The sequence below is a fragment of the Leclercia sp. LSNIH8 genome, from assembly GCF_002920195.1.
Lineage (GTDB): Bacteria > Pseudomonadota > Gammaproteobacteria > Enterobacterales > Enterobacteriaceae > Enterobacter.
The window spans coordinates 514,705-530,945 of sequence record NZ_PQJY01000004.1 but is presented as its reverse complement, the minus strand read 5'-3'; the positions used below and the strand labels follow the sequence as shown (position 1 = coordinate 530,945).

15 protein-coding genes are annotated in these 16,241 nt (G+C 55.0%); 8 read left to right on the top strand and 7 right to left on the bottom strand.

From position 1 onward, the window contains the following. Positions 1 to 32 precede the first annotated feature (32 nt). The 4 genes from fabI to pdeR all read left to right on the top strand — a co-directional run bounded on the left by fabI (position 33) and on the right by pdeR (position 6,301). Complete coding sequence (fabI, locus tag C3406_RS14620) at positions 33 to 821, top strand: enoyl-ACP reductase FabI (protein ID WP_103822234.1); 789 nt, start codon at positions 33 to 35, stop codon at positions 819 to 821. A gap of 159 nt (positions 822 to 980) precedes the next feature. After that, on the top strand, positions 981 to 1,973 hold the full coding sequence (locus C3406_RS14615; RefSeq protein ID WP_103822235.1) for a CMD domain-containing protein: 993 nt from the start codon (positions 981 to 983) through the stop codon (positions 1,971 to 1,973). An 88-nt stretch (positions 1,974 to 2,061) separates the two neighbouring features. Then, a complete protein-coding gene (locus C3406_RS14610; protein ID WP_103822236.1) occupies positions 2,062 to 3,996 on the top strand; it encodes an exoribonuclease II in 1,935 nt (644 codons plus the stop codon). Positions 3,997 to 4,315: 319 nt separating this feature from the next. Further along, positions 4,316 to 6,301 carry a cyclic di-GMP phosphodiesterase gene (gene pdeR / locus C3406_RS14605; RefSeq protein ID WP_103822237.1) on the top strand — a complete coding sequence of 662 codons (1,986 nt, stop codon included), beginning with the start codon at positions 4,316 to 4,318 and terminating at the stop codon, positions 6,299 to 6,301. Here pdeR and C3406_RS14600 read toward each other — a convergent pair. After that, positions 6,298 to 7,167: a crotonase/enoyl-CoA hydratase family protein gene (locus C3406_RS14600; RefSeq protein WP_103179876.1), complete on the bottom strand. Its 870-nt coding sequence runs from the start codon at positions 7,165 to 7,167 to the stop codon at positions 6,298 to 6,300. The genes pdeR and C3406_RS14600 overlap by 4 nt on opposite strands. A 192-nt stretch (positions 7,168 to 7,359) precedes the next feature. On the opposite strand from C3406_RS14600, the gene yciZ reads away from it, so the two are divergent. The 3 genes from yciZ to osmB all read left to right on the top strand — a co-directional run bounded on the left by yciZ (position 7,360) and on the right by osmB (position 8,847). Then, positions 7,360 to 7,542 carry a protein YciZ/DeoL gene (yciZ, locus tag C3406_RS14595; RefSeq protein WP_103822238.1) on the top strand — a complete coding sequence of 61 codons (183 nt, stop codon included), beginning with the start codon at positions 7,360 to 7,362 and terminating at the stop codon, positions 7,540 to 7,542. A gap of 68 nt (positions 7,543 to 7,610) precedes the next feature. After that, positions 7,611 to 8,366 carry a DNA-binding transcriptional regulator YciT gene (gene yciT / locus C3406_RS14590; RefSeq protein ID WP_103822239.1) on the top strand — a complete coding sequence of 252 codons (756 nt, stop codon included), beginning with the start codon at positions 7,611 to 7,613 and terminating at the stop codon, positions 8,364 to 8,366. Positions 8,367 to 8,631: 265 nt separating this feature from the next. Beyond that, positions 8,632 to 8,847, top strand: a complete 216-nt coding sequence (gene osmB, locus C3406_RS14585; RefSeq protein WP_103179879.1) for an osmotically-inducible lipoprotein OsmB — start codon at positions 8,632 to 8,634, stop codon at positions 8,845 to 8,847. Positions 8,848 to 8,960: 113 nt separating this feature from the next. On the opposite strand, the gene yciH is transcribed toward osmB, so the two are convergent. The 5 genes from yciH to pgpB all read right to left on the bottom strand — a co-directional run bounded on the left by yciH (position 8,961) and on the right by pgpB (position 12,607). After that, the gene (gene yciH / locus C3406_RS14580) at positions 8,961 to 9,287 is read right to left on the bottom strand and encodes a stress response translation initiation inhibitor YciH (RefSeq protein WP_103179880.1); all 327 of its coding nucleotides are present in this window, start codon (positions 9,285 to 9,287) and stop codon (positions 8,961 to 8,963) included. Then, positions 9,287 to 10,024, bottom strand: a complete 738-nt coding sequence (gene pyrF, locus C3406_RS14575; protein ID WP_103822240.1) for an orotidine-5'-phosphate decarboxylase — start codon at positions 10,022 to 10,024, stop codon at positions 9,287 to 9,289. The genes yciH and pyrF overlap by 1 nt, the downstream gene beginning before the upstream one ends. 182 nt (positions 10,025 to 10,206) lie before the next feature. After that, the gene (gene lapB, locus C3406_RS14570; protein ID WP_103822241.1) at positions 10,207 to 11,376 is read right to left on the bottom strand and encodes a lipopolysaccharide assembly protein LapB; all 1,170 of its coding nucleotides are present in this window, start codon (positions 11,374 to 11,376) and stop codon (positions 10,207 to 10,209) included. 6 nt (positions 11,377 to 11,382) lie between these two features. Continuing rightward, positions 11,383 to 11,691 carry a LapA family protein gene (locus C3406_RS14565; RefSeq protein ID WP_103822242.1) on the bottom strand — a complete coding sequence of 103 codons (309 nt, stop codon included), beginning with the start codon at positions 11,689 to 11,691 and terminating at the stop codon, positions 11,383 to 11,385. Positions 11,692 to 11,842: 151 nt separating this feature from the next. Further along, positions 11,843 to 12,607 carry a phosphatidylglycerophosphatase B gene (gene pgpB, locus C3406_RS14560; protein WP_103822243.1) on the bottom strand — a complete coding sequence of 255 codons (765 nt, stop codon included), beginning with the start codon at positions 12,605 to 12,607 and terminating at the stop codon, positions 11,843 to 11,845. Between the two features lie 197 nt (positions 12,608 to 12,804). Between pgpB and ribA the strand changes: the two genes are divergently transcribed. Next, complete coding sequence (ribA, locus tag C3406_RS14555; protein WP_168192025.1) at positions 12,805 to 13,395, top strand: GTP cyclohydrolase II; 591 nt, start codon at positions 12,805 to 12,807, stop codon at positions 13,393 to 13,395. Between the two features lie 39 nt (positions 13,396 to 13,434). Here ribA and acnA read toward each other — a convergent pair whose 3' ends face one another. Then, positions 13,435 to 16,110: an aconitate hydratase AcnA gene (acnA, locus tag C3406_RS14550; RefSeq protein WP_103822244.1), complete on the bottom strand. Its 2,676-nt coding sequence runs from the start codon at positions 16,108 to 16,110 to the stop codon at positions 13,435 to 13,437. Positions 16,111 to 16,241 lie beyond the last annotated feature (131 nt).

Genomic DNA, 16,241 nt, shown 5'->3' with positions numbered 1-16,241 from the left:
CGCCACAACAATGAATATAAGGATTAAGAGCTATGGGTTTTCTTTCCGGTAAGCGTATTCTGGTCACTGGCGTTGCCAGCAAACTGTCCATCGCATACGGCATCGCACAGGCTATGCATCGCGAAGGCGCTGAGCTGGCATTCACCTACCAGAACGACAAGCTGAGAGGCCGCGTAGAAGAGTTTGCCGCGCAGCTGGATTCCAGCATTGTTCTGGAATGCGACGTTGCTAAAGATGAAAGCATCGATGGCATGTTCGCCGAGCTGGCAAAAACCTGGTCGAAATTTGACGGTTTCGTTCACTCCATCGGTTTTGCACCGGGCGACCAGCTGGATGGCGACTATGTAAACGCGGTCACCCGTGAAGGCTTCAAAATCGCACACGACATCAGCTCCTACAGCTTTGTGGCGATGGCGAAATCCTGCCGCTCCATGCTTAACCCGGGCGCAGCGCTGCTGACCCTCTCCTACCTGGGCGCTGAGCGCGCTATCCCGAACTACAACGTAATGGGTCTGGCAAAAGCCTCTCTGGAAGCCAACGTGCGCTACATGGCGAACGCAATGGGTCCGGAAGGCGTGCGCGTAAACGGCATCTCTGCCGGTCCAATCCGTACTCTGGCGGCTTCCGGCATCAAAGACTTCCGTAAAATGCTGGCGCATTGCGAAGCGGTTACCCCGATCCGTCGCACCGTGACCATCGAAGATGTGGGTAACTCCGCAGCCTTCCTCTGCTCTGACCTCTCTGCTGGCATCTCCGGCGAAGTGGTTCACGTTGACGGCGGTTTCAGCATCGCTGCAATGAACGAGCTGGAACTCAAATAAGTTCGTTACCTTCCCGCTCCGGCGGGAAGGTTTGCCCACCGTTCAGCCTTCTCTCCCCCCGTTATTCCGTTCCGCTATTTGTTATCACTTAACAATATTTTTCCGCTTATCCGCCTTCCGCCAGGATATTGATCGCCATTTTGAGATCAAGGAACGCACATGGAACAACGCCGTATTTCTGGCAAAGGCCACTGGTATCATGAGACCCAGTCCAGTAGCAGCCCGACGGAAGTCCTGCCTTTGGTTCCCGAAGCCGCGCATGTCGCCGATCGCTTTTTGCTGAATATCGCGCTACCGGCAACGTTGCTGGCAGCCTGTGAACGCTGGTTAACCCCGGCCCGGGCGCTATGCGACCTTTTTTTCCCGCGCGCCGTGCCGGTAAATCGCCTGCGCACGCTCAGCGCCTACGATCGTTTCAGCACCGCCCTGACGGTAGCCCAGGTCTGCGGCATGCAGCGTTTGTGCAATCACTACGCCGCCCTTCTCGCCCCGCTCCCCGGCCCCGACTCCTCCCGTGAAAGTAATCGCCGTCTCGCCCAGATCACCCAGTATGCCCGCCAGCTTGCCAGCTCGCCGGATGTGATCGACAGCAAAGCGCAGCAGGGGCTAGATGAGGTGGGCCTGACGGTGTATGACATCGTGACCATCAATCAGATTATCGGCTTTGTCGGCTTTCAGGCGCGCGTGGTGGCGGTGTTTCAGGCCCTGCTCGGCCACCCGGTGCGCTGGCTGCCGGGACACCATATCCCGCCTCACGCCCTGCCCAACGATAACGACCTGAATATGTGGCAGCCTGCCATCCCCGGCGTTGAGCGTTGTCAGGCCAGTCCACAGCAGCTGGCCTCGCTTGAACGCTGGCAGGACGAGCCGTTATTGCAGCCTCTTACGCCGGTACTCTGTCATGAACCGTTGATCCTGGATCAAACCGGTGAAATTCTGATCAGTGGCATTAACACGGTGTATAAAGACGATGAGGCGGTAAGGCGTGCGGTAGAACAGCTGGCGCGATCGCCGGATCAGTTCAGCGCCGCGCAATTTATCCCGCTGACAGATGATGGCCAGTCGCCCGTACAGGCCATCAACCTGCTCACCTGGAGCGCTTTTTGCGGCTGGCTGAACCGTCTGAAAATCGCCATTGGCAGAAGCGAATAACCACACTAACGACCGAAAGAGCGCTTGCTGTAGCAGTGAGATTCGCGTAAAACTGTCAGCCGCTCAATGGCTACGAAAATAGATCACTATGCTCCAGGACAACCCGCTGCTAGCGCAGCTTAAACAGCAACTGCATTCCCAGACGCCACGTGCTGAAGGGGTCGTAAAAGCCACGGAAAAAGGCTTTGGCTTCCTTGAAGTCGATGCGCAGAAAAGTTACTTCATTCCGCCTCCGCAGATGAAGAAAGTGATGCACGGCGATCGCATTACGGCCGTGATCCATAGCGAAAAGGATCGTGAATCAGCCGAGCCTGAAGAATTGATTGAACCGTTCCTGACCCGTTTTGTGGGTAAGGTACAGCGTAAAGATGACCGTCTGTCCATCGTCCCGGACCATCCCCTGCTGAAAGACGCCATCCCTTGCCGCGCCGAGCGTGGCGTGACGCATGATTTTAAAGAAGGTGACTGGGCCGTAGCAGAAATGCGCCGTCACCCTCTGAAGGGCGATCGCGGATTTTATGCCGAACTGACCCAGTTTATCACCTTCGGCGAAGACCATTTCGTACCGTGGTGGGTCACCCTTGCCCGCCATAATCTGGAAAAAGAGGCGCCAGAAGGCGCAGCGACTGACATGCTGGACGAAGGTCTTGAGCGTCGCGACCTGACTGCCCTGAATTTTGTCACCATCGACAGCGCCAGCACCGAAGATATGGACGATGCGCTGTATGTTGAAGAGCAGGCTGACGGTAAACTGCTGCTAACCGTAGCGATTGCCGATCCTACGGCCTGGATCGCAGAAGGCACCCCGCTGGATGACGCGGCGAAAATCCGTGCCTTTACTAACTATCTGCCGGGCTTCAACATCCCGATGCTGCCGCGTGAGCTGTCAGATAATCTCTGCTCCCTGCGCGCCAACGAAGTGCGCCCGGTACTGGCCTGCCGTATGTCCATCGCCGCCGATGGCACTATCGAAGAGAACATTGAGTTCTTTGCTGCGCTGATCGAGTCTAAAGCCAAGCTGGTGTACGACGAGGTCTCTGACTGGCTGGAAAACAGCGGTAGCTGGCAGCCAGAGAATGAGGCCATTGCCGACCAGATCCGCCTGCTGCATCGCGTCTGCCTGAGCCGTAGTGAATGGCGTAAAACCCATGCGCTGGTCTTTAAAGATCGCCCTGACTACCGTTTCATTCTCGGTGAAAAAGGCGAAGTGCTGGATATCGTGGCGGAGCCGCGTCGCATTGCTAACCGCATCGTTGAAGAGTCGATGATTGCGGCAAACATCTGCGCAGCCCGCGTACTGCGCGACAAACTCGGTTTCGGTATCTATAACGTGCACACCGGGTTTGATCCGGCTAACAGCGAAGCCCTGGCGGCTCTGCTGAAAACCCACGACGTGCATGTGGATCCGCAGGAAGTCCTGACCCTGAATGGCTTCTGCAAGCTGCGCCGTGAACTGGATGCCCAGCCGTCTGGTTTCCTGGACAGCCGCATTCGTCGCTTCCAGTCTTTCGCTGAGATCAGCACCGAACCTGGCCCGCACTTTGGCCTGGGGCTGGAAGCCTACGCCACCTGGACCTCACCGATTCGTAAGTATGGCGATATGATTAACCACCGCCTGCTGAAAGCGATCGTTAAAGGCGAAACCATTGCCCGTCCACAGGACGAAGCCACGGTGCAGATGGCCGAGCGCCGTCGCCTTAACCGCATGGCGGAACGCGACGTTGGTGACTGGCTCTACGCCCGGTTCCTGAAAGACAAAGCCGGAACAGACACCCGTTTCGCGGCGGAGATCATCGATGTCAGCCGTGGCGGCATGCGTGTCCGACTGGTGGATAATGGCGCCGTGGCCTTTATTCCTGCGCCGTTCCTGCACGCCGTACGTGACGAGCTGGTCTGCAGCCAGGAAAATGGCACCGTGCAAATCAAAGGCGAAGTGGCCTATAAAGTGACTGAAGTTATCGATGTCACTATTGCTGAAGTACGCATGGAAACACGCAGTATTATTGCCCGCCCTGCCGTCTGATTGTTGACTGCCTAAAAGTCGGTTCACCTCATTTGAGGGAACCGGCTTTTTTTTGCGTTAACGTCAAATTCATCATTTTTCCTTATCTTTTTCTCCCCTAAATTGCGAAAAGCGATCACACTTATTCATGACAGTCTGGTGAATGCTTTAACGTGTCACCGGAATATTCATTCGCCTGTATCCTTTTTTGCTAATCTCGTTCTAATATAAGAATACTGGGAAAAAACAATAAGTTTAGTTCGGGCTTACCGCTATTTAAGCACGGTAAAACCGACTGAAAATGCACAATGTGTGCAATTAAGTGCGCCTGGGAGAGAGCATGATTGACGATCTGGAGCAAAATTTGCTGTTTCGTTACATGGGCACCCACAGTCCCTGGTGGCGGCTGACGGCGGACAGTAACGCGCTCCATCTTGCGGCCAGCGAAAGCGCCGATACCACACAGGTTGTGGCGCTGAATGACGAGCAGGCCAACAGCATTCGCCAGATGACGGTTATTACCTCCAGCATTACCATGACGCTCTCCCTGTACGGAACCGAGGTGCCAGTGCACCTTGTGGGACGTAAGATCAATAAAAAAGAGTGGACCGGTACCGCCTCCGCCTGGAACGACACCCCTTCTGTCGCCCGCGACCTGGCGCAGGGGTTATCCTTTGCCGAGCAGGTGGTTTCAGAGGCCAACTCGGTCATCGTTATTCTCGACCGGCACGGCAATATTCAACGCTTCAACCGCCTGAGCGAAGAATATACCGGGATGAAAGAACATGAAGTTATTGGTCAGAACGTCTTTAAACTGTTTATGAGCCGCAGCGAGGCAGCGGCTTCCCGGCGTAATATCAGCGGTTTTTTTCGGGACGGCAGCTCCTATGAAGTGGAACGCTGGATTAAAACCCGTAAAGGGCAGCGTTTGTTTTTATTCCGGAATAAATTCGTGCACAGCGGCAGCGGAAAAAATGAAATATTCCTTATCTGTTCCGGTACGGATATTACTGAAGAACGCCGTGCCCAGGAACGTCTTCGTGTACTTGCCAATACCGACACCATTACCGGCCTGCCAAACCGCAACGCTATCCACGATCTGATCAGCGAAGCGATAGAAACCCGTGGCGATGGTCAGGTGGGCGTGGTCTATCTTGACCTCGATAATTTCAAAAAAGTGAATGATGCCTACGGGCATATGTTTGGCGATCAGCTGCTGCAGGCGGTGGCGCTGGCTATCCTCAGTTGTCTGGAGGACGGGCAGGCGCGTCTGGGTGGCGACGAGTTTATCGTGCTGGCAACCGGTACGTCACAGGGTGCGCTAGAAGCTATGGCTTCGCGGATCCTTACCCGCCTGCGTCAGCCTTTCCGGATTGGTTTAATTGAAGTCTACACCGGCTGTTCGCTGGGGATCTCCCTCGCACCCCAGCACGGCACCGATCGGGAAAGCGTGATACGCAACGCCGATACCGCCATGTATACCGCGAAAGAGAATGGCCGCGGCAAGTTCTGCGTTTTCTCCCCGGAAATGAATCAGCGCGTATTTGAATATCTGTGGCTGGACACCAACCTGCGCAAGGCGCTGGACAATGACCAGCTGGTGATCCACTACCAGCCCAAAATTACCTGGCGTGGCGAGGTGAGAACCCTCGAAGCGCTGGTGCGTTGGCAGTCTCCGGAGCGCGGACTGATCCCGCCGCTGGAGTTTATCTCCTACGCCGAAGAGTCCGGACTGATCGTTCCGCTCGGGCGTTGGGTGATGCTGGATGTGGTGCGCCAGGTGGCCAAATGGCGCGATAAAGGCATCAATTTACGCGTGGCGGTCAACGTTTCGGCCCGCCAGCTGGCAGACCAGACGATTTTCAGCGATCTGAAACAGGCGCTTAAGGATCTCAATTTTGAATACTGCCCTATTGATGTCGAGCTGACCGAAAGCTGTCTGATTGAAAACGAAGAGCTGGCACTGTCGGTGATCCAGCAGTTCAGCCAGCTGGGGGCGCAGATCCACCTTGATGATTTCGGAACCGGTTATTCGTCGCTGTCGCAGCTGGCGCGTTTTCCCATCGATGCCATTAAGCTCGACCAGGCATTTGTCCGGGATATTCATAAGCAGTCGGTGTCGCAGTCGCTGGTTCGCGCAATCGTTGCAGTCGCTCAGGCGCTGAATTTGCAGGTGATTGCCGAAGGGGTGGAGAGTGCGAAAGAAGACGCCTTTCTGACGAAGAACGGCGTCAATGAACGACAGGGATTTCTGTTTGCTAAACCCATGCCCGCTGTCGCTTTCGAGCGATGGTTTAAACGTTATCAGTCACGGAATGCGCGCTAGCTGGCTTTACGCAGGCCCGATGCCGTGTGGCGGTCCTGCAACAGCACCAGCCGCTGCATATAGGCCACGTCCTTAGGTTGCAGGCAGAATGCGGCATCTACCCAATCTTCCGTGATGTCCATCAGCTCACTGCGCGGCAGCTGCAATACCCGCTGGCGGGCGCGCAACATGGCTCTGACGCCATTCATCTTGGGTTGTAACGTGTCGATGAAGGTCCGTGTCGCCACGTAGCCCTGACCGGGTTCGAACAGCACATCCACCAGACCCTGCTGCTCATACCATTCCGCAGTGTGCGACTCCCCTTTGTAGATCAACTCTTCTGCCAGTTTCATACCAGAGCGGCGGGCGACCAGCGAGTAGCCTCCCATCCCAGGGAACAGGTTAAAAGCGATTTCAGGAAACCCCAGGCGGGCATCCCGTTGCGCCAGTAAAAAGTGGTGCGCGAGCGCCGCTTCAAAGCCACCCCCAAGGGCACTGCCCTCTACCATCGACAGGGTGATCGCCCCGGTATCAAATCCCCGCGATGCGGCGTGGACACAGTCCACGCAGGCGCGGGCATAGGCCCGAAGCGCTTCCCGACGACCGTTTTCAATGCACTCGACAAAGAAGCGTAAATCGCCGCCCGTATTATACATATCGGGCACCAGCGAACCGGTCACCCAGAAATCAACCTCAAACCCGGACTGCCGTACCAGCCACGACAGGTTCATAATCTCCTCTATAAGCGCATGATTGAAGCAGGGACGCGGCTGGGCCCGTAACATCATCCACACGGTACGTCTCTCCTCCTCGTAATAGCCGGCGAGCTGGGTAAATCGTGCAGAATCAGTGAACAGTTTACAGGTAGCCTGATTGATAATTGTCATAGTCTAATTCCTCATAGAAAAAAGCGCCTTGCGCGCAGAGTTAGACTAATCCACTACAAAATTCCTACGTATAAAGAAGCATCAAAATATCACTACCATTAATGGGCTTTCGTTAGCTCACTTTTTCCCTTCTCTTTTGCCTTCAATTTCTGCATCATTGAATTTATTCACTTTTCATTTAGGGATGAGATTATGTCTGATATCGATGCACTGAAAGTGGCGCAACGTATTGATACTGTGCTGGATATTCTGGTCGCAGGCGATGTGAACTCTGCTCTTCGTAATCTCGAGATATTAAAATCAGAATTACTGACCCTGGCGGGCGAGCAGAAAAACCCGGGTGCAGTGTCGCCTAAATCCCCATGGGAAGTTTAAGGCTCGATCCACCTCTCGTGTTTAAGTCAGTTTTCAACTAACGGCCATGCCGTTTTAATATGGATGCTATGAACTCCCGACAACAAATAATATTACAGATGGTGATCGACACAGGGCGTGTGAGTGTCGTTGATCTGGCAAAAGCAACCGGCGTGTCAGAGGTCACCATCCGCCAGGACCTCAATCTTCTGGAAAAAATGAGCTACCTCCGTCGCGCGCACGGTTACGCCGTCCCGCTGGACAGCGAAGATGTTGAAACGCGCATGATGAACAACTATGCGCTGAAACGTGAGCTGGCGGAGTTTGCGGCATCGCTGGTGAATAATGGCGAAATGGTGTTTATCGAGAACGGCAGCTGCAATGCCCTGCTCGCGCGCACGCTGGCCGACCAGAAGGAAGAGGTCACCATCGTGACGGTAAGCAGCTACATCGCGCATCTTCTGAAGGAGACGCGTAGCGAAGTGATTTTACTCGGCGGCATCTACCAGAAAAAAAGCGAAAGTATGGTTGGCCCGCTTACGCGTCAGTATGTGCAGCAGGTCCATTTCAGCAAGGCTTTCATCGGCATTGATGGCTGGCAGCCTGATACCGGCTTCACCGGGCGGGACATGATGCGCTCGGATGTGGTGAACGCGGTGCTGGAGAAAGGCGGCGAAACCATTGTGCTCACCGACAGCTCAAAATTCGGCGCGGTTCACCCTTATACCATGGGCCCGGTCTCGCGCTTTAGCCGGGTGATTACCGACGAGGGCATTAAACAAGCCCATATCGCCACTCTGCAGCAAGACGGCTTAACCGTCGATATCGTTAAAAAACCCGCCTGACCCTACTCTAACGCCCGAATATCGGGCGTCATTTTTCTGCCCCTTCGCTCTGAGACTTTTCTGAACCCCCGTTTAAGACTATTTACCTGTCGGATCAGTAATAAAGACGTAAAATTATTGTTAGCGATATAACAGGAAGTAACTATCACCTGCGTGATCTTGTAACGCCTGCGCAATCAAGTTTCATGGAATAACGCGCTTGAGGGGATTCTTAGCCATTTAAGCGAAATGATTTCCGTGGATCAATACTTCAGGAGAATGAATTATGACCTTTAACAGCAAAAAATTATCCGCTGCTATGCTGGCCGTTACGCTGGCATTATCCCTGAGCGCGTGCTCCGGCATGAGCAGACAAGACCGTAATACCGCGATTGGTGCGGGTGCTGGTGCAATTGGTGGTTCCGTCTTAACTGACGGTAGCACGCTGGGTACCCTGGGTGGTGCTGCAGTGGGTGGGATCATCGGTCACCAGGTTAAATAACCTACCGATTGCCACCGCAGTCATTTGATAACGCCCTGTTGTTTCTGGCGCTATCTCAAAATAAAAACAGTAAGCCACGGTTTCGACCGTGGCTTATTTGTTTTGGCGGTGCGTTAACCGCCCGCTAATTTCACTTTCATCCCTTTGGCCTCCAGCAGGGATTTAATGAGATCCCGTTTGTCGCCCTGAATCTCAATAACGCCATCTTTAACTGACCCGCCGCATCCGCATTTTTTCTTCAATTCTGCGGCAATCTGGGTCAGAGTGGCATCGTCGGCATCAATTCCGGTGATCAGCGATACGCCCTTCCCTTTACGTCCGCTGGTCTGGCGTTGAATTCGTACAATGCCATCACCTTTTGGTCGCTCAGCAACCTCTTTTGGCTCATCAATGCGCCCGGTTTCTGTCGAATAGACCAGGCGGCTGTTAGTGTCGCGCATTACGCCCCCTTCTGAAGTGATGCGTTGATAGCTTTAAGGGTTTGTGCCGGATCGGCTGACTGGGTGACCGGCCGACCAATAACCATATAGTCCACGCCCGCCGCCAGCGCCTGTTCCGGGGTCATAATGCGGCGCTGATCGCCTGCATCGCTCCCCTGGGGACGGATGCCCGGCGTGACCAGCTTGAAATCCTGTCCGATAACACTTTTGAAGCGAACGGCTTCCTGAGCAGAGCAGACGACACCATCAAGGCCGCAGGAGTGCGTCAGGCGAGCCAGACGTTCGGCATGCTCTGCCGGTGACAACGTCACGCCAAGGTCCAGCAGATCGCTGGCTTCCATGCTGGTCAGCACGGTAACGGCAATCAGCAATGGGGCATCGTTACCAAAGGGTAACAGCGCTTCGCGAGCGGCGGTCATCATACGCGCCCCGCCGGAGGCGTGAACGTTCACCATCCAGACCCCCAGCTCAGCCGCTGCGGCTACCGCATGGGCCGTGGTGTTAGGAATATCGTGGAATTTCAGATCCAGAAAAACATCAAATCCGCGCTGCTGCATATCCCGAACAATTTGCGGTCCAAAGAGCGTGAACATCTCTTTACCGATTTTCAGGCGGCAGTCTTGCGGATCAATACGATCAACGAACGCCAGGGCATTGTCGCGATTGTTGTAATCCAGAGCGACAACAACAGGAGATTCAGTAACTACGCAGGAGGAAGATGAAGCTACAGACGTCATGACCGGACCTTCTCGTCGATGGGCGCCGCATCGGCGCGGGAATGTTAAACGGCGAGCATTCTACCTGCGCACCACAAAAATTAACAGGTTACATTTTTATTCCTGCCGGACCACAGCGCGCACAGGCCCATTGTGTCAAACTTTAATTAGTATGTTGTAACTAAAACAAGGCTTTTTAAAAATTACTGCCCATCGAGGCCGCGAATTGGCTTAATGGTGGACCAGGCGCGGCATGACGGACAGTGCCAGTAGAGGGTATAGGCCGTAAAACCGCACTTCTGGCAGCGATAGCGCGGCTTGCTGCGCACCTGTTCGCCTACCATGTCCCGCAGCACCATCAGGCTCTCTTTGGCGCGCCCCTCTTCTGCCTCGTTCAGGTGATAATCCATCAGCTTATGGAAGACACGCATGGTGGGATGGCGCTGCAGCTGACGGGTAATGTACACCTGCGCCGTATCACTGCCTTCGTGTTCCTGAACCACATCCGCCAGCATCAGCTCCGCTGTCGCCCCGGTGTTCTCTTCCACGCAACGACGCAAGAAAGCCACCCACTCTGAGGTCATATCCAGCTGCTGATAGCAGGTTTGCAACATCTCCAGGGTTTCGCTGACCAGCTCTTTATCCTGATCGATAACCCGGAGCAGACTCTCCACCGCCTTTTGGTAATCCCCTTTCGCCATATAGACGCGCCCCATCATGATGGAGACGCGCGCGCTGCTGCGATCCGCGGCGGCACCCTTGCGAAGAAGCGCCATGGCTTTGTCCATATCTTCGCTGCCCATCTGCTGCAGGGCGAGTTCGCAGTAGAAGTGGCCAATTTCAACGCGCTGTTTATCTTTACCAAGCTTCACCAGACGTTCAGCAACGTCGATCGCTTTCTGCCATTCACTGGTGGCCTGATAAATCTGCAGCAACTGCTGCAGGGCGCTGATGCGAAAATCGGTTTCATCCACCAGCTGCTTGAACATCTCTTCGGCGCGATCGTAGAGACCGGCCGCCATGTAGTCACGGCCCAGCTGTTGTACCGCCAGCAAACGCTGCTCATAGGTTAATGAGGCGCTCTCCATTAAGGTCTGGTGGATGCGGATGGCGCGGTCGACTTCACCGCGGGAGCGGAACAGATTACCGAGCGTAAGGTGGGCTTCAACGGTCCCGGTATCCTCTTTCAACATCTCAAGGAACAGATCGACCGCTTTATCCTGTTGGTTGCTCAGAAGGAAGTTAACCCCGGCGACGTAGTCGCGTGAAAGACGGTTCGCCTCATCCTGCTTTGTTTGTTGCGCACTTCTGCGGCCCATATACCAGCCATAGGCTGCGGCTACAGGCAAAAGCAGAAACAACAACTCCAGCATCTTAGATTATTCCTTCGCTACCGGCACACCTGAACTTACCGGAACGTCGGCCGGAGGCGCAATTTGGTTTTCAAGACGTTTAATTTTTCGTTCCGCCCGGGCGAGTGATACCCGAACTTTAAGCCAGAACAGACCGCAAATCAGCCAGCCGATAACAAACCCTGCAGCAAACAGAACCGCCAGGAGGCTGGATATCCGATATTCGCCTTGCGCCAGCAGATAATTAAACGTTACCTGTTGATCGTTTTGCGCACCCAATGTGACGGAAATGACAAAAATCGCCAACACCAGTAAGAAAATGAGTAAATATTTCACATTACTTCCCGTTATGTGGTTTAAGCGAATAAAGAGCGTTCACCATAGCGTAACCAGCCTTATAAACTACCATTTTCAGGACGGGCGCGAAACGGAAAAAGCGTCGCGCCACGTTCTGATCTGCGGCTTAATATAATAATTTCAACCTCAGTCAGCTTTCTTGCTCTCTGTCGGCAATTTCCCGCTTCTCTTCTACCGGCGGCGTGAGCGGACCGCAGACGCGCTGGGCAAGCCAGGTGGCACAGGTAATCAGCAGCCACGACATCAGGGTGGCTACCACCAGGTCCCGCGGCCAGTGCATACCGAGCAGCAGGCGGCTTCCCATCACGCCCGTCGCCCAGACCAGCAGAACGGCGATGGTCAACGTGCGTCGACGCGGCCACAGCAGCCCTACCCCCAGCAACGCCCAACTTGCGGCGAACATCGTGTGTCCGGACGGAAAGGCAAATCCGGTCTCTTTTTGCCAGTGCTTGCGTAAGAATGTCGGGACAGCCTGTTGTTCACTAAGCTGTTCTTTCACCAGCTCACCGCGTTCCTTACGCTTTAAATTGTAGAAGTCGTCGACCGGAACATGGTGAGTTTTTTCCAGCCAGACGACAAATGGACGCGGCTCCTGAACCCGATCTTTCACCCAGGATTTGAGCCCCTGGCCGATCAGGATCACGCCAGCGAGAATGGCAAACAGCATAATGGCGGCCCGCAAACGAAAACGCAGGCACCACAAAAACCAGCCGCACAATAGCGTATGCGTAATAATGCCCCAAGGTTGAGTGACCGTCTCGGTTACCCAGAACAGCGCCTTCAACCATGCGCTGTTCGTACCAGGCTGCCACTCCCAGCCTGATATCCACACCGCCACAGGCATTACAAGCAATATCCCTGCACCAACCGCCGTACGGCGGGCTATTGAAAGCATGTCGTCTCCTTTTTTCGATAAGCCCCACAATCATAACCGAAAAATCAGAGCTGCGTAAAAATGTCGGATTGTGCGTTTAACGTTCGTTAAGCCGGCAGTGATTAGGTGAACCCGTGCAGCTTGTGGCAAAATAAGAACATACCGACAGCCAAACAGGCAACAGACACAAGGCGTGTCAGCATTTTCTGGAGAATCACATGCAGCTTAAACGTGTGGCAGAAGCCAATCTGCCAACCCCATGGGGCGATTTCCTGATGGTGGGCTTTGAAGAACTGGCAACCGGGCAGGATCATGTCGCGTTAGTCTTCGGCGATACGTCCGGGCAGACGCCGGTTCTGGCTCGCGTTCATTCCGAGTGTCTTACGGGTGATGCCCTGTTTAGCCTGCGCTGCGATTGTGGTTTTCAACTTGAAGCTGCCCTGTCGCGCATCGCCGAAGAGGGCCGGGGCATTCTGCTGTATCACCGTCAGGAGGGCCGCAACATCGGTCTGCTGAATAAGATCCGCGCCTATGCGTTGCAGGATCAAGGCTACGATACCGTTGAAGCTAATCACCAGTTGGGCTTTGCTGCCGATGAACGTGATTTCACCCTGTGCGCGGATATGTTCAAGCTGCTGGGCGTCGATGAAGTACGTCTGCTAACCAATAACCCGCGTAAGGTGGAGATCCTGACCGAAGCCGGGATCAACATCGTTGAACGTGTGCCGCTGATTGTGGGGCGTAACCCGAAAAACGAACACTATCTGGATACCAAAGCGGCCAAGCTAGGCCATCTGCTTAACAAGTAAAAACAACAGCCCGGCAATTTATACCGGGCTGATTTTCTTTTAGTTCAGCATATTACGAATGACATAGTGCAAAATGCCGTCGTTCTGGTAGTAGGTGAGCTCCGTCGCAGTATCGATACGGCAGCGGCAGTTCACCACCTCGGTTTGTCCATCGACTCGCGTCAGTTTGACCGGCACGGTGGCGCCAGGCGTCAGGTTCTGCAGATCCGCAATATCAATGCGCTCCTCACCCGTCAGCCCCAGCGTTTTACGCGATACCCCCTGCGGGAACTCCAGGGGTAAAATCCCCATCCCGATCAGGTTTGAACGGTGGATACGCTCAAACGATTCGGCGATAACGACGCGTACACCAAGCAGTCTGGGTCCTTTAGCTGCCCAGTCGCGGCTTGATCCGGAGCCGTACTCTTTCCCGGCTATCACCGCCAGAGGCGTGCCCTCCTGCTGATACTTCATGGCGGCATCGTAAATCGAGATCACTTCGGTTCCGGGCAGATGGCGCGTCATTCCGCCTTCCACCCCAGGCACCATCTCGTTGCGGATACGAATATTGGCGAAGGTGCCACGCATCATCACTTCATGGTTGCCGCGACGCGAACCGTAGGAGTTAAAATCACGCCGCTCTACCCCACGACTCTGGAGGTAACGCCCTGCCGGGCTATCCGCCTTGATACTGCCTGCCGGGGAGATATGGTCGGTGGTCACCGAATCACCAAGGATGGCCAGTACGCGCGCGCCGTGGATATCTTCCAGCGGTTTGGGTTCCGCCAGCATCTCGTCAAAGAAAGGCGACAGACGGATGTAGGTGGAGTCATCCTGCCAGCTGTAGGTATCTGAGCGCGCCACTTCAATGGTTTTCCACTCAGGCGTGCCTTCAAACACTTCAGCGTACTCCTTGCGGAACATGTCGGTGGAAACTTTTTCAACCGCAAGAGCAATTTCCTGTGCCGACGGCCAGATATCTTTCAGATAAACCGGATCCCCTTTGCGATCGTATCCTAGCGGATCGGTTGCCAGATTGATATTCATATTGCCCGCCAGGGCATAAGCCACCACCAGCGGCGGAGAGGCCAGCCAGTTGGTTTTAATCAGCGGATGGATACGACCTTCAAAGTTACGGTTGCCCGAGAGCACCGCCCCTACCGTCAAATCACCCTGCTTGATTGCTGTCTCGATAGGTTCCGGCAGCGGCCCGGAGTTACCGATACAGGTGGTACACCCGTACCCTACCAGGTTAAAGCCCAGCTCATCAAGATATGGCGTCAGGCGAGCCTGCGCCAGGTAATCGGAGACCACTTTCGAGCCAGGCGCCAGCGAGGCTTTGACCCACGGCTGACGTTTCAGGCCGAGGGTAACGGCTTTTTTCGCCAGTAGCCCCGCCGCCATCAGGATGCTGGGGTTCGAGGTGTTGGTGCAGGAGGTGATGGCCGCGATCGCAACCGCGCCGTCCGGGAGCTGGTACTGCTGGCCGTTCATGACGTAATCAATAGGACGGCGATCCTTCTGTGCGGTGTTGACCTCCAGTTCAGTGCTGGCGGCAAACGCCTTAGGCACATCCGGCAAAGCCACCCGGTCCTGGGGACGCTTCGGCCCGGCGACGCTGGCTTCAACCTCGCCCATATCCAGCGCCAGGGTGCTGGTGAACACCGGTTCATCGCCCGGATTACGCCACATCCCCTGTGCTTTGGCGTAGGCTTCCACCAGCGCGACCTGCTCACTGCTGCGCCCGCTGAGGCGCATATACTCCAGCGTCACGCCGTCAATGGGGAAGAAACCGCAGGTCGCGCCATATTCAGGCGCCATATTGGCGATAGTGGCCCGGTCTGCCAGCGGCAGAGAGTCGAGGCCGTCACCATAGAATTCTACAAATTTACCTACCACGCCGTGCTTACGCAGCATCTGGGTGACGGTGAGCACCAGGTCGGTGGCGGTGATGCCTTCGCGCAGCTTGCCGGTCAGCTTAAAGCCGACCACATCCGGGATCAGCATCGAGACCGGCTGGCCGAGCATGGCGGCCTCAGCTTCGATCCCCCCTACCCCCCAGCCCAGCACGCCGAGGCCGTTGATCATAGTGGTATGGGAGTCCGTGCCGACCAGCGTATCCGGGTAGGCCACCCACTCCTTATCCTGCAATTCGCTCCACACTGCTTTGCCGAGATACTCCAGATTGACCTGGTGGCAGATACCGGTGCCAGGTGGGACGACGCTGAAGCGACTGAATGCCTGCTGGCCCCACTTGAGAAACACATAACGTTCGTGGTTACGCTCCATCTCCAGACGCACGTTCTCTTCAAACGCATCATCATCGCCAAAATGGTCCACGGTCACCGAGTGGTCAATAACCAGGTCAACCGGGGAGAGCGGGTTCACTTTTGCGGTATCGCCCCCCAGGCGTTTTACCGCTTCACGCATCGCCGCCAGATCAACCACCGCCGGGACGCCGGTGAAATCCTGCATCAGCACCCTGGCCGGACGATAGGCGATCTCCCGGTCGGCGTGGGCGTTCTGCAACCATCCGGCCAGGGCGTGAATATCCTCAGCCGTAACGGAGAGGTCATCCTGCCAGCGCAGGAGGTTTTCCAGTAACACTTTAAGTGACTTGGGTAAGCGCGCAATATCCCCAAGTTCCTTTGCGGCCAGTGGCAGGCTGTAGTAGTGATAGGTTTTGTTCTCAGCCTGCAATGTGTCCTTACTGGCTTCGCGTAGGGTTAACGACATAAGCTCCTCCTTAATTACCGGGATTGCGATGCCCTGACTTTTATCAGGGCCGTAATTAAAGATAACACATCATCATCGTAACGATTTGATAACAACTCAAATGGACAAATTCAGTGTGTAAAGAAGGCATA